Origin of the sequence: Microcoleus sp. MON2_D5, from assembly GCF_036701905.1 — a bacterium.
Classification (GTDB): Bacteria; Cyanobacteriota; Cyanobacteriia; order Cyanobacteriales; family Microcoleaceae; genus Microcoleus.
Map to the genome: position 1 here is coordinate 36,876 of NZ_JAUBRM010000043.1, position 24,754 is coordinate 61,629.

Genomic DNA, 24,754 nt, shown 5'->3' on the forward strand with positions numbered 1-24,754 from the left:
ACGGAAAAACCTCCCCCCAAAAGCTCATCTTTCCTGACTCAGGGCGAGCGCGACTCACAACGCAAGGATATTCCCGCTAAGAAGCGGCTTTACGCCCTCACTTGGGAGCAACTAGCGAACCAAAAACTCAGAAAAACGTTCTAGCGGCATTTTTAGATGAACCCCGACAACCTGCCTCAAATGCTGCAAACAGGATTTCACCTAACTTTAGGTGCAACTTCCTTTTTAATTGAGACATTGCAAGATCCCGTGAAGCGAGAAGAAAATCTTGACAAACTGAAGTCAGATTTGGGCCAGCTAGCCGATGAGCTGCTGGAAAAAGGAGAAATGACCGATCGAGAAGCCCGGAATTTTGTAGATACAATTTTCTCTCAACCGGACGATCGGGAGAATGCAGAGAGCGAATCTGTCTCGCCCAAGCAATCGGATGCTCCTCCCGAGTCGGTTGTACAGCCTAACGTAAAGCTAGAGATTCAAGAATTAACTGCACACATGGCAGCGCTGAGGACCGAGTTGGAAAATTTGCGTGTCAAAAATTCCCAGCATTAAAGAATCAAGAGTCTTTAATACAGCCGGAGTTTACTTGCAAAGTGATTTACCAACTTATTTAAAAGAACCAAACTTTAGTCATTGTCCCAGTTTTCAGAACCGATCAGGTCGGCGATGCGATCGCGCAGCAAGAAGTCGCATTTCTCTAGCTCGCACTCCACGCAAGCCCATTCCCGGGGCGGAATGAATTGGCAGAGCGTGTAGATAGGCTGTTGGCGGCTCAGCACGCCCTCGTGCACGAGCTGACGGGCTTCATCCTGGATGACATCTAAAGAGTATTTGATTTTGATAGTGGACTGAATCATAATGCGCCCTCAAGGTTTTAGTAAAAAAAAAATTATGACCTTTGTAATAATATAATCCAAAATTCCGGATATGTAAGTTAAATTTTGTCAGTATAGAGGTATACAATTCACTACGGTTAAGTGAAAAAAATTCTAGCAATGAGGAATAAGTGATCGAATCAGTCTTGGGAGGTAGAGACGTGGCACATTTTTCCGGCTAACAGGTGGATCTGTTGCAAAGCTCATACCCTTCTATATTTCAGACCTCAGTCGAGCGATTTTAGATTTTAGAATTGGGAATGAATGACTGGATATGGGTTTGTAGCTTGCCTACAGTTGCATTCTTTTTTGAAATTGGTATCACTTCGGGACTTAGGCACTAAAGCCCGATTCCCGGTTTCTGGATGCTTCTCCCCCCAAAGGCAGAATTTATCGCGAGAAACCGGGTTGATGAATTTAAATCTTGAGGTAGCAAGCAGCAAAGGAAAGATTCAGGAGTCCGGCAACTCAAGCATTACCAGTTTCGTTAATGCCGAACAGCAATTCTAGAGCGAGAGATTGCGCGGCCGGCATCTGCCCAAAACAGAATACATAAGGAATACTCGGAGGCAAGTGTGGCAAAAATTGCTCTAAAACGTAGGGGCTTCCGTAAATTAATACAGCTTGCAGTTCACCCGTCTTTAATAATTTCTTAAACCAATCTTGAGCTGCTTCGGTCAAACCAGCACTGCCTCGGAAGCAATTGCCGCGAATGAAAATTTGCAGCAGCGTCGGAGAAAAATGCTCTGGATCTGTATTTTCAGCGATCGCGCCTGTGCGATCGTCAATTAGTTGCAATTCGTAACCATACTTAGCGGGAATGGCGATCGCCGGAGTGTGGTTGCCCAAAAACTCGCACCCCAAAACATCATCTACAACAATCAAATTCCGCAAAAGCTGGTTTTCTGAGGGCTTTTTCGCCACTAAAGGCAGAGAACCTCCAAATTTCAAAGAATCTCGCAAAATATCGGCAGCAGTTGACCTTGCCTGTGGATTTGCCAGCAAACTTAAGTCGATCGACTCCAGGGATTGTAAATTCTTGCTCCCCCCCTTAGCAAGGGGGGGTTGGGGGGGGTCAGAAATCGACATACCCACCTTTATTTTCGCTTTCCAAATTCGCTTGACTGATTCCTTGATTTGTGATACAGAAAGTCGCCCTTGAGTGACAGCTTCGCAGACAGCCAGAATCGCCCCTTCCGGGTCAAGCGGCATCAGCAAAACATCAGCACCAGCCTCAGCCGCCAAAACAGCAGCTTCATTAGTGCCGTACTTATTGGCGATCGCACCCATCACCAAAGCATCCGTCACGATCAAACCTTCAAATCCCAACTCTTCTCGCAGCTTCCCGATCAAAATCTTGCGAGAAAGAGTAGCAGGAAACTCGGCATCCCAAGCCGGAATCAGCAAGTGAGCACTCATCACAGCATCGGCCCCAGCGGCGATCGCCTCAACAAAAGGAGGCAACTCAACCTGGGCCAATCTCGCTGGCGAATGCGGCAAAACCGGCAATTCCAAGTGAGAATCAACCGCCGTGTCTCCGTGGCCGGGAAAATGCTTAGCTGTAGTCAAAACCGGGTGTTGACCTGCGCCGCGAATAAAAGCAGCGGCTAATTTCCCGACAATTTCCGGTGTCTCGCCAAAAGCGCGGACGTTAATCACAGGATTGTCGGGATTGTTGTTAACATCAACCACTGGTGCGAAAATCCAATTTAGACCGATCGCCCTAGCTTCGATCGCAGTGACAGCGCCCATTTGTTCAGCATATCGATCGGCTTTACCTGCATCGTGTCCCGCCACTTCGGCAATTGCCATCGGCGGCCCGAACCAAGTCGCCCCGCCGAACCGCTGACCGACACCTTCTTCAATATCAGCCGCCAGCAGCAGCGGAAACTTTGCCCAAGACTGCAATTGGTGCGATCGAACCGCCAACTCCGCAGCACTTCCCCCGACCAAAATCACCCCACCGACGCCCAAATTTTCCAGATAATAGCGGAGTTTGCTGGCAGTTGGTTCCCATTCGGGATAGCGAATTTGGTGGTCGAACAAGCAGCCAGAAGCGCGCACCACGAACATCTGGGCCACCAGTTCTGGTAAGGAAAGATTGTCAATCATGGGTAATGGGAAATTGTGGACTGTTGACTGTTGACTGTTGACTGTTGACTGTTGACTGTTGACTGTTGACTAGCTTCAGACACTAATCCTCGTCTGCTTCTAAATCATCATCATCATCATCATCATTTTCATTGCCATCCGCCAATTCTTCGTCATCAAACATACCCGGTTTGCGATCGGCAGAAAGCTGATTCAGCAGTATCAACATTTTATCGCCCCGTTCCAAAGAATGGTCTTCGAGAAAAATCACTTCCGGCGTCCGGCGCAGTTGCACCCGTTGACCCAACTGGTTGCGGACGTAGCTAGTAGCAGATTTCAAGCCCTCCATAGTCTCGGCCTTTGCCTCATCAGTACCGTAGATGCTGACAAAAATTTTTGTATGCTGAAGGTCTCCCGAAACAATTACGTCGGTAACGCTAACCATACCAGCACCTACACGGTCGTCCTTGATTCCATTCAGCAACATCAGGCTGACTTCCCGTTTAATCAGTGAAGCTACACGCTCAATGCGACGATTTGTAGCCATAGAAACTATCCCCTACTTTTAGATCAGCCATTTTCATCCCGATTGACAATTGTAGCGCGATCGGTATCGGGTGTTATGTGCGATCGGGGGGGAAATTAGGGTTTGAGATTGCAGCGCGCAGCCAATAATGACATAAACTTGCCCAATTTGCTACTTTTGCGATCGCTCAATATAAAATCATCCGTCAAATACGATCTCCTATCATCATGCCCGATTCTATCCAACAAGAAGCCCGCCAAATTCTTGACACCCTTGCCTTCACCCCATTCGAGCAATGCCAACCCCTGGGCCACAACTTTAATACCATCCCCTCTCGCCCTGGACTTTATGCTGTCAGACATCGTGTGGATGGCCTGCTTTACATCGGTAAAACCAAAAGCTTGCGCGGTAGATTTAGTGGCGGACACAAAGCATTTCTCTAGGCATGGCTCGACAAATACAACTGGGAAGATGTTCGGATCGCCATTCACCAGCTCTCGGCGTGGAGCAACCCTGCGTTATTATTAGAGCTAGAAGCAATTATTCTGAGAGCAACTGAGCCGCCCTACAACGTTCAAATCCCACCGGAAAACTAGACTCATGCAATCAACAACTCTGGAACAACTATCTGCTGCTGATGCCGAAGCCATCCTAAAATACCTTCCAGAACGAATTCGTGCCGCCCTCATCGCCCGTGCTGCGGAAATTGAATATCCGATCGAAATTGTTGTGGAAATGGCAATTGCTAATTTCCTCGATAGCGAAGCACTTGGTTTTGCCGATTGCAAACCGGGGCGAGGCAACTAAAGAATCGGAACTTGAAATCAGAGAATCATGACTCAAACTATCGCCACGCAACACCTTTCTCCAGAAGCTATTCATCAGTTGGTCGATTATTGACCAGACTAGAAAAAGCTGCCCTATTGTCCAAGTCCAATGAACTTGAATGTTCTCTCTCCTACGCGATAGAAATGGCAATATCCAGGTTTTTAGATGAAGAATCCTTTTGCTTGGATAATTGTCTGCTGGTCAAACACTTGAAAGATAAGTAAGCCTACCTCAAAAAAAACACCTACTCACATCCGCGACTTATTGAAGAAGTCTGGGCTCTAAAAGAAGAACGTTTTACTAGATTAAACAGATCGCCAAAAGGAATAAAACTCATGGAAAAAGAATTTACAATCGGTCAAAAAGTCCGAGTTGTGGCGATGCCACCTTACGTCAAAACTGCCGAACCGATGCCGATGCTGCGGCCTGCGAATTTAATTGCGATCGGCGCTGAAGGCGTTGTGATCGATCGGCGTCCCGGCAATTATTGGGGAATTCGCTTTGAAAAAGGTGCTTTTTTGTTAGACAGTCAGTACATTGAAGCGGCGGAAAGTAATGTAGAAGGTAATGGGTAGTGGCGAATGGGGAATTGATCTGATATCAAATTCGTTGGTATCAGAATTATTCATCTCTCTCTTCTGGAGACTCAGCGCCCTCTGCGGTATCTGCGGTTAAATCATTCCGAAACAACAGTAAACGATGTGAGAACTTAAAATCTCCCTTGTCCTTCTTGCCTCAACATCCCTCCGTTAAATCCGTTAAATGCCATTGCTTGCTCGTTGCCCAACTTCCTTCTTCAACAAGCCAGCTTAGCCTCAAAAGCCAAAGAATTAACAGAAAACTCCCCCAAAACTTCTTCTAAAATAGGAGATGTGAAGTTACAAGGCTGAGGTTTTCCCAAATGATAGCCTTGAGCGTAATCTACCCCTAGTTCATTGATTTTATCCATAATTGTTTGATTTTCAACATACTCGGCAATAGTTTTAATTCCCATGACGTGAGCGATTTTGGTAATAGCTTCCACCATGGCGATATCAATAGGATTATCGACAATATGCTTAATAAAATTGCCGTCTATTTTGAGATAATCAACCGGCAAGCTTTTCAGGTAAGCAAAGGAAGACATCCCGCTGCCGAAGTCGTCCAAGGCAAACTGGCATCCTAGTTCCTTGAGTTGCCAAATCAAGCTGGCTGCCTTACTGAGATTACCGATCGCCACGGTTTCTGTAATTTCAAAACAAATTATTTGCGGCGGTATTTGATGGATGGAAAACTGTTCCTGAATAAACTGGATAAAGTTTTCTTCGTTGAGGCTGTCCCCAGAAAGGTTGATTGAATAAAGGCTGGGATATTTGCCAAATGAGGATTGCGGATTAGACAAAAGAGAGCAAGCAGGGAAGGTAACTATTTTATCGCTGTCTACCGCGGGGTTTTGGACTAATAAATTGGCCGTGAAAATTTTAGATAAATTGCTAAATAAAGTGCGAATTACCCAGCGGTCGATCGCGTGCATCAAGTTGTAGCGTTCGGCCGCCGGAATAAACGCCATCGGCGACACCAACTCACCAGTTTCAAGCTGGAGGCGCAGGAGGATTTCGCAGTGGGTTCCGGTGTTTGGAGAGTTGAGCAAAGGTACGATCGGCTGAGAATACAAGCAAAAGCGATTCTCTTCTAAAGCTTGATGAATTTGCACCACCCACTCGGTTTCGCCGTGCTGTTTGATTAATTCTCGATCGCCGGCTTGATAAACCTGCACCCGGTTGCGACCTTTATTTTTAGCAGCGTAGCACGCCATATCGGCCGCGCTCAAAATCGCAGATGTTGATGCTGTTTTGGGATTGATTGCTACCAAACCGATACTGACGCCGATCGAAAAAGTTTTGTCCTGCCACCCAAACCGGAATCCCTGAATGGTTCGCAGCAGCGTTTCAGCAACATTCAATCCTCGTTCGACGGGACAACTATACAGGAGTACAGCAAATTCATCGCCGCCCAGACGCGCCAAAATATCGGTTTTGCGGATATTGCTTTTAAATAGCTGGCTGACTTGGCGCAGCAGTTCGTCCCCTGCAGCATGACCGCAGGTGTCGTTAACTATTTTGAAGCGATCGAGATCCAGGTAAAGCATCACGTGTTCTTGCCCGTAACCTTGAGCGCCGTGTAGGGCGTGCTCTAGCTGGTACTCAAATTCCCGGCGGTTGACTAATTGCGTCAGGGGGTCATGAGTTGCCTGCCAGGTGAGTTGCCGCGCTTGAGTTCGCACTTGCGTGACATCTCGAAACACAACGACGGCCCCGACAATTTCGCCGCTGCTGGCGTGGATGGGGGCGACGCAGTGGTCGATCGCAAATTCGGTGTTGTTGCGGTCAATCAGCAAGCTGTTGTGTCCTTGGTCAACAATCCGACCTTCGCACAAAGCGATTTCGGCGATATTTTCGGTGGGGCGCCTGGTAGTTTCGTCAACTATTCTCAGCACGCTGGCGAGGGGCAAACCTTTAGCTTCCAATGTAGACCAACCCGTGAGTGTTTCGGCAACTGGATTCAGGGTGGAAATGCAGCCGTCGGCGTCAGTAGTGATGACGCCATCGCCGATCGATTGTAGAGTAACCTGAGCAAGTTCTTTTTCTTCAAAAAATGCTTGTTCCATGCGCTTGCGATCGGTAATATCTCGCTGCACCGACACCCAGTGGGTAACGTTCCCGGAGGTGTCGGCAATGGGTACGCTGTTGAGTTCCACCCAATAAGTTGAACCGTCTTTGCGGTAGTTAATCAATTCCAAGCGTAGGGGTTCTCGGCGAGAGAAAGTACGGCGAATTTTAGCGACTTGGGTTGGGTCGCTTTCTGGGCCGCGCAAGCAACTGGGGGTTTTCCCGATGATTTCTTCGGGTAGGTAGCCCGTCATTTGGGTAAAAGCTTCGTTGGCATAGATGATTGTGGGGTCGGAGATATCGCTGTCTCCCGCATCCATAATCACGATTGCGTCGTTAGCGTTCACTACAGCAGATTCTAAAAGGTGGAGCCTGGCCTCAGCCCGCACGCGGGTAGTAATTTCCCTTTCTAGTCTGGCGTTAGTCAAGCTGAGGGATGCGATCGCTTTTTGCAATTCCCTAGTCCTTTCTGCCACTGCATCGTGCAGAACATCGATCGCCCCGGACATTTCCATCGGGTCAAGTACGCGAAGTATGTTGGTTTGAGTAACTATTCCCCGGAGTTCTCCCTGTTCCCCCGTTACTACTAACCTGCGGACTAAACGCTGGTGCATTTCCTGATGAGCTACCCACAGCGAGTCTTCTTGCTTGAGGCTAAATAAAGGGGTACTCATCACAGTTTGGGCGATCGTTTTCGACAAATCTATATCTAAAGCTTGAAATTCGACAATATCCCGTTCTGTGACTATACCTACTGGAATGGGGAACGGTAAATTTCTCGATAATTCTGTTGATTCGGTAATTACTACGCAGCTAACGCGGTGCTGCGCCATCAACTCGGCTAAACTCCTAACTGACGCAAAGCGAGGTGCTTGAATGACTTGTGCGGTCATTACTTCTTTCACGCGACGCATTTTTAAAATATTTGCCGGTTTCAGCATGGCTTGGCGAATGCTTTCCGGGGTAATTACTCCTAAGAGTTGACCCTCACTATCCAATATTGGTAAATGCTTAGTTCTTCGTTGCCCCAGCAGAATTAGGGCGCTGAAAATGTCTTGAGTCTCGGATTTTGTCAGAGTTGCAGCAGGCTGCCTCATTACTTCTGCAATGGTGATACCTTTTAAGTTTTTGCCCGAGGCAATCAAATCGACAAGATCCCTTTCTGTGAAGATTCCTTGCAATTGAGAATGTGAAGCAGAGTGCGAGGATAATTTTTCTAGGGATTCTTCCACGACAAAGACGCAGATACCTGTCGCGTCTCTAAATGCGCTTGAGGTGGGGGGATTTGCTATTTCTGTTAGTGGCTGATAGATATCGGTTGGTGGAATGTCTGGGTTTAGAGAGCAAGTTCCGCGCCGTTGACCCATCAGGGTAATTACTTCGGCTAGTGGGGTATCGGGTGCAACTGTCAAGGGGTAGCGGTCAATTACTTGAGCTAAGGTTGGCAGATACTTGGATGAATCGTTTTTGAGCATATTTAATTGAGTTTTGCGATCGCGTGGACTCTGCGACATTCCAAAAAAGTGCTGCTTTCCAAGCACTAGGTGGATTTTTACGGCGCTGCTGAGACCTAATTAAAATTTATTGTTAAAAATGCAGCCGAGATTGGACTGGGGATCAAGCCAGTGACTGCTTTTCCTCTACCTATAAAGGTATAAGCTTATCTTTATTTTAAATTAATTTTTCAGTCTCGTGACACTTTTATTAAAAACAAAGTATTTTATGTAAAGTTTTTGCGATAGGATCATCCCTAAAATCATCCCTCGTATTGCGAATCATCTCCATCTTCAGAAAGACGCATCTGTTGCCTATCCTAGGTAACCTAGAAAAGGTTACTACAAAAAGGCACTGTATTAAGTTCGGCAGTGTTAAGTTTTGCGAAATTATGTTTTGCGAGCTTGTCGAGACCATCTATGCGTTGTTGAGGGGAATCGATATCACAGCCCATCTGTGAATTAGATCGCAGCTTCCGAAAACAACCGTGGTAAGATTGTAGATATCAAGACAAGAAGTTAAATACAGAGTCAGGTGAGGAAAAGGGATTATGAAACGCAATCTATTAGCCGCTACTTTTTTAATTACTCCCCTACTGTTGGCCGGTCCGGCTCGCGCTGAAAATCCCGCTCACGTCAAACAGTTATTGTCAACCGGGGAATGTTTTAAGTGCGACTTGTCAGGAGCTGATTTAACGGGAGCTCATTTAATTGGTGCTGATTTGAGAGAAGCAAATTTACGAGGAGCAAACCTATCTAGTGCCAACCTCGAAGGTGCTGACTTGACGGGTGCTAACTTGACGAGTGCTAACTTAACCCAAGTTTTCCTGACTAATGCCAGTTTAAATGACGCAGACCTCGATCGGGCAAATCTGACCGCCGCCATCATTAACACCACTGACGTATCCGGCGCATCAATGGAAGATATGACCATCACTGAGGCCAAAATCTACAATACCCAAATCGGCGTCGGCGGCAGCTACGACCAGTAAACTCATTAAAAGAATGGAAAACACCAATTTTGAGGTTAAAACCCGGTTTCTCTCCAGAAACCGGGTTTTTAGTCTTTTTGTAGGCTGCCCCGGAGCCTCACCTTTTAGGTCGTATTTCAAGCGGACAATCTGACGCACCCTACTACTACCGCTAAAAACCCAAATCAACCGCAATTCGGTGCGCGCAAGCAAACCCAGAAAATGCCACCGCATTTAAACCCTGTCCGGGAAACGTACTGTCACCGACACAATACAAACCAGGCATAGAAGTTCGGTTAAACGGCATTCCCAGCAAACCCATTAGCTTCTGTCGCGGAATCGGCCCGTAAGTTCCGTCTTCGCGTCCCAAAAAGCGGCGGTGAGAGCGCGCTGTCCCAACTTCCATATAATCCAAACCGGCATCTAAACCGGGAAAAATTTTTTCTAATCTTTCAATAATTCTCCCTGCCGCCTCTTCCTTTTTATCCTCGTATTCCTGCTGCGAAAGTCCTTCCCACTCTTCCATCCAACTCGAAGTAAAAGCGTGAACGATGTGATATCCTGCGGGAGCTAAATCCGGGTCGAGCACCGTCGGAATAGACACCAAAACAGTTCCCTCCGGCGCTTCCATTTTGTCCCAATCTTCTAACAAAATGTGGTGGCAGGCGCTACCCGCAGGGATTACGCTTGCTTCCACTCCCAAATGCAAACTCAAGAAACTGGGGGCTTTTTGATAGCGCTGCTGCCATTTCTTCTCGCTAGCGGGCATCTCTTCTGCAGGCAGCAATTTCTCGAAAGTATCCCATCGCGTGGCGTTAGAAACTATCCGCTTTGCCCGGTAAACTTCGCCGGTTGCTAGCTCGACTCCGACAGCGCGACCCTTTTGTGTAATAATTTTTTTCGCCTTAGCTTTGTATTGAATTTTCCCGCCGCATTTTTCTAATCCTTCGACTAATTTCTGGGCGATTTGACCGACTCCGCCTTTGGGATAATTTATGCCACCGTAATGTCTGTCGGAAAATACCATTCCGGCATTGATCATTGGCGTCAAGTCGGCGGGTACTACAGACCAGTAGTAGCATTCCATGTCGATAAATTTCAGCAAAGTAGGGTCTTTTATGTAGCGCCGCGCAATGTCGCCAGTATTTTGAGGCAGATATTTTACTAATCCCAAACAGGCTAAAGGATTCTGAAAAAAGACTCGAACCAGATAGCCGGGTTCTTCTAGGGATAGCAATTCCATCCCGTTGAGGCAGTTGAAGACGTTCCAGCATTCGCCGTAAAATTTGTGGATTCCTTCGCGTTCGTGAGGGAACCTGTCTGTTAATTCTTGCAAGTATTTATCATAAGCCTGGGGAACTTCAAGTTCCAAGCCGCTGGGTAAGTGATAGTGAAGCTGTACGGGGTCGGGAATCGTTTCTAAGGTGACGTTGACTGCTTTCAGGGCGCGGGTGAGGAGGTTGGTGGTGCCCCGCTGTCCGAAACCAAAAATCATGGAGGCGCCGACATCGAATCTGTAGCCTTCTCGATCGAAATATCCAGCGCTACCCCCGGGAATTGTATAGCTTTCAAGCACTAAAACTTTGGCTTTCTTAGCGGCTAGCTGGGTGGCTGTCACGAGTCCGCCAATGCCGGAACCGATGACAATTACATCAAACTCTTGCTGTATAGGGCGGGAGTTGGGAGAAAATAACTGGGATTGGGTAGGAGCTGACATTAGGTTAAAAATCTTAATATTTCTATGATTTTACAGTCGATCGCCCTCCCTGAACTGTTGCCTCTGCTATTTTCCCTTTGCATATCTAGCCTTCTGCCTTTTTCCCTCTCCCCTCTTCACCCTTGACTTCTTCCGACTTGCATCGGACTTCTTCCTTCTTCTTTCCTCAAAAAAAATGCGGGAACAGTCTACCATTGCCGACTGCCCCCGTCTGCCGATCCTTTGAGAGGAGAACACTAAAAATCACTATAGCCTTGTTGCTAATTAATGTCAATACTATTGGAAAAATATTTCAATAAGCTGATGGAGGTCGATCGGCGAATGGGTTCTAACTCAATCTCTGGCTTGTATGCGCCCTCAAGGATGTGATAAGTTGCACAGAGCGATCGATCGCCCGTTGGCGAAGCCCTCGAAGAAGATCGACCGCACCGCATAAAATTTCTCCAACCTAGCAATCTCCCCAATTTTCTAATGTCCCTGCAACTGCGCGTTTACGTTCCCCCGCATCCGTTAATTAAACACTGGCTGGCTGTCGCCCGCGACGCCGCCACCCCCTCGGTACTTTTTCGTTCTGCAATGACAGAATTGGGAAGGTGGCTGGCTTACGAGGCAATTCGAGAATGGCTGCCGACAGTGGAAACGACGGTGCAGACCCCTGTGGGCGAATGTCCGGCGACTTTTATCAACCCGGAAGCTCCGTTAGTTGTGGTACCGATTTTGCGGGCGGGTTTGGCACTGCTCGAAGGAATTCAGACGGTTGTGCCGCTGGCTTCGGTTTACCACCTCGGCATGGCAAGAAATGAGGAGACGCTACAACCGACTTGTTATTTGAACAAATTGCCGGCACAGTTTAACCCGGAAACGCGGGTGATAATTAGCGAGCCGATGCTGGCGACTGGCGGCACGATTATAGCGACAATGCAGGAATTGACGAAGCGGGGAATTGACCCGAGCTTGATTCGGATTATCTCTGTGGTGGCTGCTCCTCCGGCTTTGAAGAGGCTGAGTGCAGAGTACCCGAGTTTGATGATTTACACGGCAACGATCGACGAAATAGTCAACGAACAAGGCTTTATTGTACCTGGTTTGGGAGATGCGGGCGATCGAACTTACGGCACATGAACAAGTCAGTCAGTCAATTTTAGATTTTAGATTTTAGATTTTAGATTGACTCGACAGATAAATCTGGGGGCTTGTATCCCTTTGTGGGTGCGGTGAGTGGTTCCAGGAATCAGTTGCTGAAAGCTCGGGGGAAAAAGATGACCCTGGTTTGGTAAAAGCAGGCACAGAGAGAGTTAGAATCAAAAGTACAAGTCAAAAATAAATAGCTTTTAGCACTCATTGCCCGTGAAACTTGATTCTGTTCCGCCAAGCTTGTCTGCTTCTGACTCAGTAAACCTCAATTATGATTTGCCACAACAGGTACAACTACAAATAAAAGAGGTTACTGATATTTGTGCTGCTTTAACCCCGGAGCCCGCTGAACTCTCAGGGACTGTAAATCCCGATATTTGTCAGGAACAAAAGAAACTGAAGTCGAAGCACTGGGCAGTTTTTGCTTCGACTTTTGCAACTATTTTTTTAGCTGAAATAGGAGACAAAACTCAGCTTGCGATTTTGCTAATGACGGCTGAATCTCGAAATCCTTGGATCGTTTTTGCGGGTGCGGGTTCGGCTTTGATAGCAACCAGTTTGCTGGGGGTGTTGCTGGGAAGGTGGCTGGCTAGTCGGATTGCTCCGAGAACTTTGGAGAGAGCAGCCGGAGTGATTTTGCTGGGGATTTCGGCGATTCTGCTGTGGGAAGTGCTGGGTTAATTGTCTGCCTGTCGGTAAGTCGTAGATTTCTACAATAGCTAACTAAGAACTAAAAAAACATGGACTGGCAACTTTTGGGAATCAGTTTTATTACAGTGTTTTTGTCAGAATTGGGAGACAAAAGTCAATTAGCTGTTATCGCCCTGGGCAGCAGTTGTAACTCGCCGCGGGCTGTATTTTTCGGTACGGCGTCGGCGCTGCTGCTGGCGAGTTTAATCGGCGTGGCGATCGGCTTCAGCACTGCAGAGGTGTTGCCGGAACGACTGGTAAAGGGGCTCGCAGCGATCGGATTTGCGGTGATGGGCTTGCGCTTACTGTGGCCAAAAGCAGATTTACCGGAAGCATCCGAGTAGGGCGGGGCGTCAGTCGATTTTAGATTTTAGATTTTAGATTTTAGATTTACTCCACAGATGAATCTGGGAGTTTGAACAAGAGTCTAAAATTTTGAGTTCTCCACAACAGGAGTCGTTCGCAAGTATCCGTTTTTGGGCGGGTCAGGAAGCTTGACAGTATAGTTATATCAAATCTGTTAGCATCGGAATGATTCCTATCTCTCTTCTCGACCTCTGCGTGAATTAGCGTCAATCCATTGTCATCTGCGGTTAATACATTCTCTTTTTTTAACCGCCGATGAGGACAGATTTACACAGATTAACGCAGATGACTTCTATCAATTCCGGTTGCACCGTCAGTGATTTTTGACTGTTGACGGGATTTTACGCCTGACGATGCTAACAGATTTCATATTATTGGATAAATGTTTGATTGATAGGGAAACCGCAGATGCAACGCAGGTGCATTTCAAGCCTAGTTTACGATCGCGTTAAAATTTAAAAAATTAGCGGGGGGCGTGAATTCACGCCCCCCGCTGCTGGTTGAGTTTTTTTTCTGCACTCAACATCTCAGCATTGTGTCGATTAAACTTGGTTTTGGTAGCACCAGCCCAGCAGCGTACCGGCGACACCCAACTTCAGCGCTTCCAATGCAAAATAGCCTTGGTGCAGTAGATTCATCCCGGCGGGCACTTCTGCTGCCTCACCGAACAGATTTAGCTGGATTCCTAGGGCACTCATTTGGGGTGTCAGGCCGTAGGTGTCAATCAGGGCGATCGCCAGAAGTACCAATGATAATAAGATTGCTGTGCGGCTGCGCTTGCCGAAGTCACCGACTAAATTGCTCAAAACCATCAAACCCGTTGCCACCAGGCCCGAACAGATTAACTCAACCCGGTTGAATCCCCAGAACATTAAATTCCCAGCCGTTGTAAACTCGGGAGATGTCATCATGCCAGATACGTAGAGACTGGGCATAATGACTAGATCCAAAATCAGGCTAACGCTGAGCCAAAAAATTAGGGCCACCATGACAATTGCTTGCCAGCGCGGTTTGATTGATTCCACTCTTGATGTTGTAATAGCTGTCATATAATTGGACCCTCTAAAATTTTCTTCTGCCTTTTCTAGAGTTTAACTAACTTTTTTCTAAAATTCTGTTAAGTATTTTTAAATTAATGGTAACTTTTGTGTAACATACCCTGAAGAATTGTTAAGCTCACTTATATTTGTCATCACTTCGGTTAACTAATACTAATTCGGAAAAAGTACGGAATAAATTAATAATTACTCACAGGACTTATGCACTGCGGCCAAAGACATCTCTTGTTGACCCTGATTAAACACCGTAACGTATTTTTTTTATAAAAAACCCGGTTTCTGCGTCCAGAAATAACTCCTAATTCAACTGTATATGCCTAAATTTCAATTATCCTCTTGGTTGCCCCGTCTCCCCCCTCAAGTCTGGATTCTTGCTGCCGGCAGATTCCTCTCCCAAAGTGGCACCGGTTTTACTTTATTTTACGCGCCGATATTTTTTGTCGATCGCGTGGGTTTATCTGCTACTGCTGTTGGGATTGGTTTGGGTAGCGGTTCAGTTTCGGGAATATTCGGCAGAATTTTGGGCGGTTCTTTTTGCGATTCAAAATTTTGGGGAAGGCGGCGAACTTTATTGCTGGCGGCAGTTATTTGTGCTGTGGCTTCTTTTGTACTGGCGGCGACTAATGATTTCGTTGGCTTAATTGCGGGCAATTTACTGATGGGTTTTGGGGTGGGTTTGTATTGGCCTCCAACCGAGACGATGGTGGCGGATTTAACGGAGGGTGAACAGCGACAGGAGGCTTTTGCTTTGACGCGACTTGCTGATAATTTGGGTTTGCAAGTTGGGATTATTTTGGGCGGTTTGTTGATTGAGTTAACGGGAAACTATCGATCGCTCTTTATTATTGATGGTATCTCGTTTTTAGTGCTGTTTGCGGTGGTGGCGATCGCGATCGCCGAAACCTACAAACCAGCTAATCCAGGGGATAGAGGCAAAAAAAATCGGGAAAATGGTTGGATGGTGGCGCTGAGCGATCGCAGTCTTCTAGTTTATGCTTTAGTAAATACCCTGTTCACATTATATATTTCCCAAATCCAAACCACAATGCCGCTCTACTTTAGCAAGTTTGTCGCGGTGGGGACGGAAAAAGGTTTTTCAACAGGTACAATTACCGTTTTGTTTGCTTTTAGTACGTTTTTAACTGTGGCTTTGCAACTGCCAGTTGTTAAAGCTTTGAGGCCATTTTCCCATCCAAAAGCTTTGATGATTTCTGCGCTGCTGTGGGGAATGGGATTTATTGCGATCGGCTTGACGGGAATGGCTGCAACTGGCAATCTATTGTTAGCTGTTTTAGGCTTGAGTTTTTTGTCGGTTGCGACTGTTGCTTATACGCCTTTTGCTTCTGCTTTGGTGGTGGATTTAGCGCCAGAGTCTTTACGCGGCGTGTATTTGGCGGTTAATTCTCAGTGTTGGGCGATCGGCTATTTAATCGGGCCGCCGCTGGGCGGTTTGGCTTTGGATAGAGGTAAATGGGCGGCGGATAATTTTTGGTTGGGTTTGGCTCTTAGTGTGATTGCGGCTGTGGTTATTTTGCAAAAGCTCGATCGAATGTTGAAAAGTAGAATCTAATATTCAGTTGTTCGTTTAGGACTAAGACCAAAAAAACCCGGTTTCTGCGTCAATATCTCTCGGTTCGATACCACGATTTTTCCGAGAAACCGGGTTTGTGACCCCGCGTGCGTCCAAGACTGTAGTTGTTAGGATTAACAGTCAACAGTCAACAGTCAACAGTCAACAGTCAACAGTCAACAGTCAACAGTTAACCGTCAACTAACTAATTTATTTTCGTCGATCGCCCAATTTGCGGTAAACTGCTCTTAAATCAACTTGATGGTGAGCCAAAGCAACCAAAGCGTGATAAAATAAATCCGCAACTTCCCCAGCAATCCCCTCTTTGTCGTCATCTTTGCAAGCCATCACAACTTCCGCCGACTCTTCGCCAATTTTCTTGAGAATCTTGTTGTCGCCGCCCTCGAACAATTTGCAAGTATAAGAACTTTCGTTAGGATTGTCCCGGCGATCGCAAATTACCGCAAATAATTGAGATAACATATCCCCTGGCGGCGGTGAAATTTCCCCATCAACTTGGTGAAAACAACTTCTTTCTCCCGTGTGACAAGCAATATCTCCGACTTGTTCGACAGTCACCAGCAAAGCATCGCTATCGCAGTCGTAACGCAGCCCTTTGACATTTTGAATGTGTCCCGAAGTCGCGCCTTTTGGCCACAATTCGCAACGAGAACGACTCCAGAACCAAGTTTGCCCGGTAGAGAGCGTTTTTTGCAGCGACTCCCGATTCATCCAGGCCATCATTAACACCGTACCGTCCAAATAATCTTGGACGATCGCAGGTACTAAACCGCGATCGTCGTAACGAATCTTTTCAATTGGGATCGATCGGCTCAAACTTGATAAATCAGTAGTAGACATAATTTTATTTCAACTTGGTAAGATAGATTAACGCTTTCCTGTCGGAGATTTTTTTTAATTAACCGCAGAGAACGCAGAGGACGCAAAGGAAGAGAGAAGATGGAGCAAGGGAGGGGTAAATTGTCAAGAACTCTTTTACAAAAAATTACACTTTAGGGCGATCGATGCGGGTGCTACAAAGCCTGAAAAACCCAAGCTAGTATTGCTACTCATTGGTTTGTACCCTAAAATCTACTAGAATAGTTTCCTTGAATCGACCTAACCTTTATGTTGAACTGGCTATAAAATTATTCTACCAACAACAGACGTTCACTAAGGAGAAAACATTGGTTTCCACAACCTTGAAAACGACCAAATCAGAAGAAATTTTCGCCGCCGCCCAGAAGTTGATGCCAGGTGGCGTCAGTTCCCCCGTGCGCGCCTTCAAATCCGTAGGCGGACAGCCCATTGTCTTTGACAGGGTAAAAGGAGCCTACATTTGGGATGTTGACGAAAACCAATACATTGACTATGTAGGCACTTGGGGCCCAGCCATCTGCGGCCACGCCCACCCGGAAGTCATCAAAGCCCTGCACGAATCTTTAGAAAAAGGTACGAGTTTCGGCGCACCATCGGTGTTGGAAAACGTACTGGCCGAAATGGTCATCGATGCCGTTCCCAGCATTGAAATGGTGCGATTTGTCAACTCTGGCACCGAAGCCTGTATGGCCGTTTTGCGGCTGATGCGAGCTTTCACCGGACGCGATAAACTGATTAAATTTGAAGGCTGCTATCACGGGCACGCCGATATGTTCTTGGTAAAAGCCGGTTCCGGCGTCGCAACTCTGGGCCTTCCCGACTCTCCGGGCGTCCCGAAATCCACTACTGCCAATACCCTCAACGCTCCCTACAATGACTTAGAAGCAGTCAAAGCTTTATTTGCCGCAAATCCCGGCGAAATAGCAGGCGTAATTCTCGAACCAGTGGTGGGGAATGCCGGTTTTATTACCCCGGATGCAGGTTTTCTCGAAGGTTTGCGGGAAATTACTAAAGATAACGGTGCTTTGTTAGTTTTTGATGAAGTAATGACCGGTTTCCGCATCGCCTACGGCGGAGCTCAGGAAAGATTCGGTGTCACCCCGGATTTGACTACTTTGGGTAAAGTTATCGGTGGCGGTTTGCCGGTGGGAGCTTACGGGGGAAGGCGGGATATTATGGGGATGGTGGCTCCTGCAGGCCCGATGTATCAAGCGGGTACGCTGTCGGGAAATCCTTTGGCGATGACTGCGGGGATTAAGACTTTGGAATTGCTGCAAAAACCCGGCACTTACGAACAGTTGGATAAGATTACCAAAAAACTGTCCGACGGATTGCTAAAAATTGCTAAGGAAACCGGACACGCGGTTTGGGGCGGGCAAATTAGCGGGATGTTTGGCTTGTTTTTTGCGGCTGGCCCGGTTCACAATTACGAGGATGCGAAGAAGTCGGATTTGACGAAGTTCAGCCGCTTTCACCGGGGAATGTTGGAGCACGGAATTTATCTTGCTCCTTCGCAGTTTGAGGCGGGATTTACTTCTTTGGCTCATACTGACGAAGATATCGATCGAACTTTGGCTGCAGCGCGTGAAGTGATGGCAAGTATTTAACGTGTGTAGTAAGGATGTTCGTCCTTAAAACTCAGGAATAAATAATTAAAGTCCTTGCTGTTTGTGGGCAGTAAGGACTTTAATTTTTAACTGCTTTATCAAATAAAGTCCTGAATCGTAGAGACTATTCTGGACTACCTTTTAATCAGGCTTACAGGCTTTTTTTAGTAAATTTTCACGGGGTAATTCCTGTTTAATGGTGTGAGGGAATTACAAATTAGTAATTATAGGAACTCTCTACTTTGCCGTAGCAATCCCTAACTTAGCTCCCTTAATTCGGCGTAATCGATCCATAACTTCCACAACATTTCCGTGATAGACGCTTTTATCCGCATTCAGCACAATTAATGAGTTCGGATTTGACCCCATTACCTGTCGCACTGTACTCTCAATCTGCTCTAAGTTGACTGACTTCTTATCAACCATTAATTTTCCCTGAGCATCAATGGTGACGGTAATTTTAGCAGGCGAGTCCTGAACTTGAGAGGTTGCTGCTTTCGGTAAATTTACGGGTAGACCCTCGGATTTGGATAAAGACAAAGAGGAAACAATGAAAAACGTCAATATGGCGAAGGTTACATCAATCAGTGGCACGATGTTGATCTGGGGAATACTATCAGGTTCATCGGGTAGGCGCATAGTTAGATTCTCTTGGTAGTTTTTCGTAGTGGTGACGGTACAATAGCTCTAGCTGGCCTCCGGCTTCCTGCATAAAAGCTATCTGCTGTAAGTAAAACCCACGAAACATATTAGCAAAGACGAGCGTAAAGATTGCCACCACTAACCCCATTGCCGTAGAAACGAGGGCTTCGCTAATCCCCCCGGTAACGCCCGCGGCATTGGTGCCTGCAGCATCTCCCAGTTTGAGGGAGTCAAAGGTGGTAATTAAGCCCAAAACTGTTCCGAGCAACCCAAATAGCGGGGAGAGGGTGATAATGGTGTCAAATATTGTATTGAATCGCTTCAAAACGGGGATTTCTGCCTGAGCTGCACTCTCTAAGACCAAACGAAATTCTTCGATGTTGGGCGAGTCTAATTCTAATGCTTCCAAAAAAATTCTGGCTAACGGCAAATCAGCGTTTACTTGTAACTTTTTGAGGGCGGAATCCGGGTTTTGAGTGTAAAGTCTTAGCACTTCCCGGACGACCCGCCGCTGTCGCCGATTCACTTTAAACCAAAAGACAAGACGCTCTAAAATCAGTGCGACTGCTGCGATTGACGAGGCAAGCAGCGGCCAAGAAACAATGCCCCCAGCGCGAAAAATGTAAATGAAATTATCCATTAGTTTGTATTCTCGTTAGCTGTGTTGAGTGATCGCAAGCTGCCTAATGGTGCAATTAGCCCGATCGAAGGCTGGTAGAGTTTCTGCGTCAAGTCGGCACAATTGATTCAGACTGCGAATTGTTTCACTCAAGGGCGATCGCGATCGCACAAACGCATTACCTGTATGTGACTATCTTCGTCTTTACCCAAAATGCTTCTACTGCGATCTCGACCGATTTTTCTCCCAGTGCTTGCTAAAGATTTCCCTTAGGACTTGACAATAATCTTCAATAATTTAAAAGATTCTCAACTAGGTTTCCACAAAATTCAGTGTTTGTCAAGCCATCATCCACAATACTAAGATAAGATTTACTTATTTTAATAATAAAAATTAATTTAATATTATTATGTAATATATTCTCTGAAAAGCTTGAGAATATTGAAATTTATTAGTAGATTACGGGCTAAAGTATTGTATTTAAGGCATTGTGGAACCTTGCCCTGCCAGAATCAGAACATTGACAGCACCCACGAGAGCGACGTAGGCGCACCCAAAGGAAATGCTGATTGTTAGTGTCTACTCGCTCTATCAAAATAAAATAATGAAAATTAATTGCAAGAGTCTTGAACAGGGTGACAGTCTTCTTATAGGATGGGTAGGTTCATAATTGATAGCAAGCTCAACAGGCTGTTGGTAGCTTGTTTCTGGTTATGTGGGGGAGCCAGCGAGGACGTTGCCAACCCATCCATCAAGGAGATTGATAAGGCATGAGTTTTTCAAATATTTCGGCGACGCAAAGACAACAACAAGAAGAAGCTCTCAAAAAAGTTCTGGCGATCAGTCTATTAGCCTCAAGCTTACTGCACGGTGTCGCGCTGCCGTTGAGCCTCAACTTGGTCAAATCTGCTGAATTTGCAGAGGAGCCCATTGAAGTTGTTGTGCTTGATGAGCCCAAAGTAGAGGAAACCCAGCCAGAGCCGACTATTCCAGAAAAGGTATCTCCCCCACCTGAGACGTTCAAACCAGAACCGCCAGCAGAGCCAACTCCCCCAGAGGAGTCACCCGTAGCCGCAACGCCACCGCCGATTCCAGAGGAGCCACCCGTAGCCGCAACGCCCCCGCCGATTCCAGAGGAGCCACCCGTAGCCGCAACGCCCCCGCCGATTCCAGAGGAGCCACCCGTAGCGGTAACGCCCCCGCCGATTCCAAAGGAGCCACCCGTAGCGGTAACGCCCCCGCCGATTCCAAAGGAGCCACCCGTAGCGGTAACGCCACCGCCAATTCCAGAGGAGCCACCCGTAGCGGTAACGCCACCACCAGAGATTAAGAAAGAGCTGCCCTTAACGGAAACTCCGCCACCAACTCCTATCGAGCCTTCCCCCCCACCTCAACAGGATTTCAATTCCCCAGAAACTCCTAAAACCCCGCTCGCCAAGGAACCCGAAACCCCTTCGCCCGATCCTCCAAAAAGCGAACCACCCGTTACCGCATCCCGCCCCAAGGGTGCTGGAAGTTCCACAGACTTTACAAAAGATGCTGCAAATCCCAACTCCTCCGACAGCCCCGAAAAAAATAACCCGCTCTCACCATCTGCTTCAGCCGGTAGCGGGGAACCTTCCTCAGAGCCATTAAATCCTTCTTCCGGGCCCATACAGCGATCGCCCGGGGCTGGGTCGCCAGTCACAGCTACTAGACCAGGAGGCGGTGGCAATTCTGGAAATGCGATCGGAGGTTTAGGAAACCTTGCCTCTGGTGGCCCCGGAGGCGGAAGCCCAGGAGGTGGAAGCCCTGGAGGAAGTGCGTCGAACTCACTATCTGGCGCCAGCGAAAATGGCGACCTACCTTCCTCAGAGCCATTTGGGGATGGTTCGGGGCGATTGGGAAGATCGGCGACGGCTGGCTTACCAGGCCCAGGAGGCGGAGGCCCTGGAGGCGGAGGCTCTGGAAGCGGAGGCCCTGGAAGCGGAGGCCCTGGAAGCGGAGGCCCTGGAGGCGGAGGTTCTGGAGGCGGAGGTCGTGGAGGCGGAGGCTCTGGAAGCGGTTCGGGGTCAGGGCAAAAACCGACAAATCCAGGAAGAGGGGGGAGTCCTTCGCGCGCTCCCGGCACGCCTGGAGGCACTTGCATTAGTGGCTGCGGTAAACCTAACTATCCGAGCGCAGCCAGAGAAGAAGGGCGCCAAGGCCAAGTGGAACTCATTTGTGACATTGACCCCAACGGTAAGACAGTCAACATCAAGATCTTGACTCCTAGCAAATACAACGACTTGAATCGCGCAGCGATGAAAACAGTAGAAGAAAGGAAATATGCCCCATCAGAGAGTGGCATTCAAGGAGAAAGAATAACCATTACCTTCCTGCTCACTGACTAGGGATTTTTTTGAGACTCTAGCAATTTGGCTGGAAATTCTATAGCACCGTCCAAGGAATAGCAAAGTTAAAAGTTGAATTTTTTGTGAATTATGAATTTGGGAATGTCGTCACCAATATTAAGTAAACTTCAGCGAGTTGGACTCGCTCTATTACTTGGTTCCAACTTGGGAATTGCTTTGTTGTTTGCCAACCCTCACAGCGCAATGGCAGGAGTAATTACTTTACCCGATGGCGGACGTTGCGAGGGAGAATTGAGTGAGGGAAAACTCAGCGGTCCCGGCAGTTGTCAATATGCCAGCGGCGATCGGTACGAAGGCCAATTTCTCAACGGCAAACCTCACGGTAAAGGCATCTATACCTTTAAAGAAGAAGGTCGATACCAAGGAGAATTTGCCGATGGTGAATTCAACGGTCAAGGTGTCCGCGAATTTACTAACGGCAACCGCTACGAAGGCACTTTTAAAAATGGTGAGTTCGACGGTACAGGAACTTTTACCTCAACTAACGGCATTCGTTACGAAGGCTCTTTTACCAATGGTTCTCCCAGCGGTCGAGGGGTTTTTACGTTCAGTGACGGCACTCGTTGCGAAGGAGATATTAAAGAAGGAAAAGTTAACGGCAAAGGCGTCTGTCAATATGCTAATAAGAACCGCTACGAAGGAGAGTTGCTGAATAATCTACGTCACGGGCAGGGAATTTATACCTTTGCTGAAGGAGGCCGTTATGAAGGGCAATTTAGTGAAGGGCAATTTCACGGTAAAGGGGTTCGCGAATATCCAAACGGCGACCGCTATGAAGGAGAGTTTGTGAAGGGCAACCTTCAAGGTCAGGGGTTGTTTACTTTTAAAGAAGGGGGACGTTATCAAGGCCCGTTTGACAATGGAGAATTTAGTGGTGAAGGTGTCCGTGAGTTCGCCAATGGAAATAGCTATAAAGGCACTTTTGTCAAGGGTAAGATGAGCGGGAAAGGAGTTTTCATTTTTGCGAATGGCGATCGCTGCGAAGGCGAATTTAGGGATGGTCAGTTCAACGGCAAAGGTACCTGCATTTACGCCAATGGCGATCGCTATCAAGGTGAATTCCTTAACGGGCAAAAACACGGTCAAGGTTCTTACATTTATGCAGATGGAACTAAGCTAGAAGGAAATTGGCAACAAGGTAAACTTGAAAAATAATCGTTTTTTCTTTTCCGCGCCACTCTCTTTCTAAAAAAGCAGTGAACCAATTTTCACACAATTGGACTAGGTTTTTATTCCATTTGGGTTTCAGGCGGAGTTAGATACCCTGCTAGTCGCTTCTTGCAAGACTTGCCACAATTGGGCTTGTTCTAGATCATCCAATATGCTGTTAGTTCCATAGTGGTGTTGTCGTCGATCTCCTACAGATTCTACCCCCGAAGAGTTGTACCGCTTGACTACACAGTAGATCCTCCAGTTGCGACTATAGCCCGTGATTGAGCTGACCTCCTCAGTTTTTTTCCCTCTTATCTAGTAAAGCCGCCAATTTTAGAGTTATTCGCGGCTTAGAGTCAGGTCCGCCGACCGCTGCACCCCCAAAATCGCCGATCGTCCGCAGGTGCAGCTTCCCCAAATAACTAATAATAATTTTTAACAAACAAATTTGAATTCTTGCTTGACATTAGCAGCAGACTTGTTTTACTTTAACAAGACTACTGCAAATTATTAGTGATAAGCCATTAACTTGTTGACAGCTACCCGAGTGTATCGTCGCTCGTGTCAAGAAACTGGATTCAAAGTGCGACCACAGATAGCTGCGCCTGTTACTGACAGGCTTAGTTTTCGTATTTGCTCGGGTAGATTTTCAGCAGATCACAAGTCGGGAGTGCAGCTCAATCAGTGCATTCACTCTTACAGATGGTGTAGCAGCTCAAGTTTTTAAGTGTGTGGTGTGAATGAAAATGAAACTGCGTGTACCTTTTTTATGTGTTGCACTGCTGAGCGTTGGTATCATGCCAGTAGCAGCGGCAGGGCCAAGAAGTTTCTCTGACAGCGCTAACTCCGACTCTGCTGAAGCTACACCCGCGATCGCCCGCGCTCCGAGTTCAGTAAATCCCTCAACAGCCGACGATGGTACTCAATGGTGGGCGATTCCTTCTGTCATCCCGTCCCAAAAACAGCTCGCAGAAAAGCCCTCATCTGAAAGCGAGGAGTTAGAAGCCAAGGTATCTGTAGAAAACCGATCCCAAAAACTCAATTCACACTTGACAGTTGCTTCAGAAGACAATAGAAATATCAAAAAAAGCTCCTCAGAAGCCGGCAGGATGCCCGATCCACAAGGTTTATGGGAGATATCTAATAGCGATCGCGCTTTTCCTAATCCTGATATTGAACCAATAACAGACATACCAAAACTCAACGACATCGATCGCCCTAGCACCAGTGTTGAAGGATTACTTGAGCCATCGCCCTCAAGTTTTCTTGTTTCTGAGGCTGTGCGAATCTCTCAATCAGTCGTACAAGTAACAGGTGTAAAGCTTAACCCTACTGCGGCTGGTTTGGAAGTCATCTTAGAAACAGAAGCGGGTCAATTGCTGCAAGCTATTACCAGAACAGAAGGCAAAAGTGCGATCGCTGACATCGAAAATGCTCAACTAGCTTTACCGTCGGGTGAGGAATTTCGCGCTCAAAATCCCGATCGAGGAATTGCTGA

General features: G+C 47.1%; 23 protein-coding genes. 13 read left to right on the forward strand and 10 right to left on the reverse strand.

Annotated features, from left to right (window positions below):
• Positions 1–156: 156 nt before the first annotated feature.
• On the forward strand, positions 157–549 hold the full coding sequence (locus tag QUA47_RS17285) for a hypothetical protein (protein ID WP_333431632.1): 393 nt from the start codon (positions 157–159) through the stop codon (positions 547–549).
• Between the two features lie 74 nt (positions 550–623).
• Here the strand turns inward: QUA47_RS17285 and QUA47_RS17290 are convergent, their stop codons facing one another.
• The 3 genes from QUA47_RS17290 to rbfA form a co-directional block, all read right to left on the reverse strand.
• Entirely contained in the window at positions 624–854 is a 231-nt protein-coding gene (locus tag QUA47_RS17290) for a DUF4327 family protein (protein WP_333431633.1), read from the reverse strand.
• A 486-nt stretch (positions 855–1,340) separates the two neighbouring features.
• Positions 1,341–2,984 (reverse strand): glycoside hydrolase family 3 N-terminal domain-containing protein, encoded by a 1,644-nt coding sequence (locus tag QUA47_RS17295; protein WP_333431634.1) that lies wholly within the window; start codon positions 2,982–2,984, stop codon positions 1,341–1,343.
• An 82-nt stretch (positions 2,985–3,066) separates the two neighbouring features.
• Positions 3,067–3,510 (reverse strand): 30S ribosome-binding factor RbfA, encoded by a 444-nt coding sequence (rbfA, locus tag QUA47_RS17300; RefSeq protein ID WP_333403109.1) that lies wholly within the window; start codon positions 3,508–3,510, stop codon positions 3,067–3,069.
• Between the two features lie 206 nt (positions 3,511–3,716).
• On the opposite strand from rbfA, the gene QUA47_RS17305 reads away from it, so the two are divergent.
• From QUA47_RS17305 to sipA, 3 genes are all read left to right on the forward strand, one after another.
• Entirely contained in the window at positions 3,717–3,932 is a 216-nt protein-coding gene (locus tag QUA47_RS17305) for a GIY-YIG nuclease family protein (RefSeq protein WP_333431635.1), read from the forward strand.
• A gap of 157 nt (positions 3,933–4,089) precedes the next feature.
• Positions 4,090–4,296 carry a hypothetical protein gene (locus QUA47_RS17310; protein WP_333300623.1) on the forward strand — a complete coding sequence of 69 codons (207 nt, stop codon included), beginning with the start codon at positions 4,090–4,092 and terminating at the stop codon, positions 4,294–4,296.
• Between the two features lie 356 nt (positions 4,297–4,652).
• Positions 4,653–4,892: a regulatory protein SipA gene (gene sipA / locus QUA47_RS17315; RefSeq protein WP_006635020.1), complete on the forward strand. Its 240-nt coding sequence runs from the start codon at positions 4,653–4,655 to the stop codon at positions 4,890–4,892.
• Positions 4,893–5,113: 221 nt separating this feature from the next.
• Here sipA and QUA47_RS17320 read toward each other — a convergent pair whose 3' ends face one another.
• Positions 5,114–8,479, reverse strand: coding sequence for an EAL domain-containing protein (locus tag QUA47_RS17320; protein ID WP_333431636.1), 3,366 nt, complete (start codon positions 8,477–8,479; stop codon positions 5,114–5,116).
• Positions 8,480–9,009: 530 nt separating this feature from the next.
• Here QUA47_RS17320 and QUA47_RS17325 point away from each other — a divergent pair.
• Positions 9,010–9,450, forward strand: a complete 441-nt coding sequence (locus QUA47_RS17325) for a pentapeptide repeat-containing protein (protein ID WP_333431637.1) — start codon at positions 9,010–9,012, stop codon at positions 9,448–9,450.
• A 151-nt stretch (positions 9,451–9,601) separates the two neighbouring features.
• Here the strand turns inward: QUA47_RS17325 and crtH are convergent, their stop codons facing one another.
• A complete protein-coding gene (gene crtH / locus QUA47_RS17330; protein ID WP_333431638.1) occupies positions 9,602–11,146 on the reverse strand; it encodes a carotenoid isomerase in 1,545 nt (514 codons plus the stop codon).
• Positions 11,147–11,406: 260 nt separating this feature from the next.
• A complete protein-coding gene (locus QUA47_RS17335; RefSeq protein ID WP_333281762.1) occupies positions 11,407–11,580 on the reverse strand; it encodes a hypothetical protein in 174 nt (57 codons plus the stop codon).
• A gap of 37 nt (positions 11,581–11,617) precedes the next feature.
• Here QUA47_RS17335 and upp point away from each other — a divergent pair, with 37 nt between their 5' ends.
• From upp to QUA47_RS17350, 3 genes are all read left to right on the forward strand, one after another.
• Positions 11,618–12,268, forward strand: a complete 651-nt coding sequence (gene upp, locus QUA47_RS17340) for a uracil phosphoribosyltransferase (protein ID WP_006635025.1) — start codon at positions 11,618–11,620, stop codon at positions 12,266–12,268.
• A gap of 225 nt (positions 12,269–12,493) precedes the next feature.
• Positions 12,494–12,961 carry a TMEM165/GDT1 family protein gene (locus tag QUA47_RS17345; protein WP_333215347.1) on the forward strand — a complete coding sequence of 156 codons (468 nt, stop codon included), beginning with the start codon at positions 12,494–12,496 and terminating at the stop codon, positions 12,959–12,961.
• 59 nt (positions 12,962–13,020) lie between these two features.
• Positions 13,021–13,314 (forward strand): TMEM165/GDT1 family protein, encoded by a 294-nt coding sequence (locus QUA47_RS17350; protein WP_006635027.1) that lies wholly within the window; start codon positions 13,021–13,023, stop codon positions 13,312–13,314.
• Positions 13,315–13,878: 564 nt separating this feature from the next.
• On the opposite strand, the gene QUA47_RS17355 is transcribed toward QUA47_RS17350, so the two are convergent.
• The gene (locus tag QUA47_RS17355; RefSeq protein WP_333431639.1) at positions 13,879–14,385 is read right to left on the reverse strand and encodes a hypothetical protein; all 507 of its coding nucleotides are present in this window, start codon (positions 14,383–14,385) and stop codon (positions 13,879–13,881) included.
• A 322-nt stretch (positions 14,386–14,707) separates the two neighbouring features.
• Here QUA47_RS17355 and QUA47_RS17360 point away from each other — a divergent pair, with 322 nt between their 5' ends.
• Positions 14,708–15,964 carry an MFS transporter gene (locus QUA47_RS17360; RefSeq protein ID WP_333431640.1) on the forward strand — a complete coding sequence of 419 codons (1,257 nt, stop codon included), beginning with the start codon at positions 14,708–14,710 and terminating at the stop codon, positions 15,962–15,964.
• A 210-nt stretch (positions 15,965–16,174) separates the two neighbouring features.
• On the opposite strand, the gene hisIE is transcribed toward QUA47_RS17360, so the two are convergent.
• Complete coding sequence (hisIE, locus tag QUA47_RS17365; protein WP_333431641.1) at positions 16,175–16,825, reverse strand: bifunctional phosphoribosyl-AMP cyclohydrolase/phosphoribosyl-ATP diphosphatase HisIE; 651 nt, start codon at positions 16,823–16,825, stop codon at positions 16,175–16,177.
• A gap of 326 nt (positions 16,826–17,151) precedes the next feature.
• Between hisIE and hemL the strand changes: the two genes are divergently transcribed.
• The gene (gene hemL, locus QUA47_RS17370; protein ID WP_333431642.1) at positions 17,152–18,450 is read left to right on the forward strand and encodes a glutamate-1-semialdehyde 2,1-aminomutase; all 1,299 of its coding nucleotides are present in this window, start codon (positions 17,152–17,154) and stop codon (positions 18,448–18,450) included.
• 237 nt (positions 18,451–18,687) lie between these two features.
• On the opposite strand, the gene QUA47_RS17375 is transcribed toward hemL, so the two are convergent.
• Together QUA47_RS17375 and QUA47_RS17380 are read right to left on the reverse strand one after the other, a co-directional pair.
• On the reverse strand, positions 18,688–19,089 hold the full coding sequence (locus tag QUA47_RS17375) for a biopolymer transporter ExbD (protein ID WP_333431643.1): 402 nt from the start codon (positions 19,087–19,089) through the stop codon (positions 18,688–18,690).
• Positions 19,073–19,732, reverse strand: a complete 660-nt coding sequence (locus QUA47_RS17380; protein ID WP_333431644.1) for a MotA/TolQ/ExbB proton channel family protein — start codon at positions 19,730–19,732, stop codon at positions 19,073–19,075. The genes QUA47_RS17375 and QUA47_RS17380 overlap by 17 nt, the downstream gene beginning before the upstream one ends.
• A gap of 749 nt (positions 19,733–20,481) precedes the next feature.
• Between QUA47_RS17380 and QUA47_RS17385 the strand changes: the two genes are divergently transcribed.
• The 3 genes from QUA47_RS17385 to QUA47_RS17395 all read left to right on the forward strand — a co-directional run.
• Positions 20,482–22,083 (forward strand): TonB family protein, encoded by a 1,602-nt coding sequence (locus tag QUA47_RS17385; RefSeq protein WP_333431645.1) that lies wholly within the window; start codon positions 20,482–20,484, stop codon positions 22,081–22,083.
• 102 nt (positions 22,084–22,185) lie between these two features.
• Positions 22,186–23,259: a hypothetical protein gene (locus QUA47_RS17390; RefSeq protein WP_333431646.1), complete on the forward strand. Its 1,074-nt coding sequence runs from the start codon at positions 22,186–22,188 to the stop codon at positions 23,257–23,259.
• 743 nt (positions 23,260–24,002) lie between these two features.
• Positions 24,003–24,754, forward strand: a 752-nt coding sequence (locus QUA47_RS17395) for an AMIN domain-containing protein (protein ID WP_333431647.1), incomplete at its 3' end; no start/stop codon positions are given.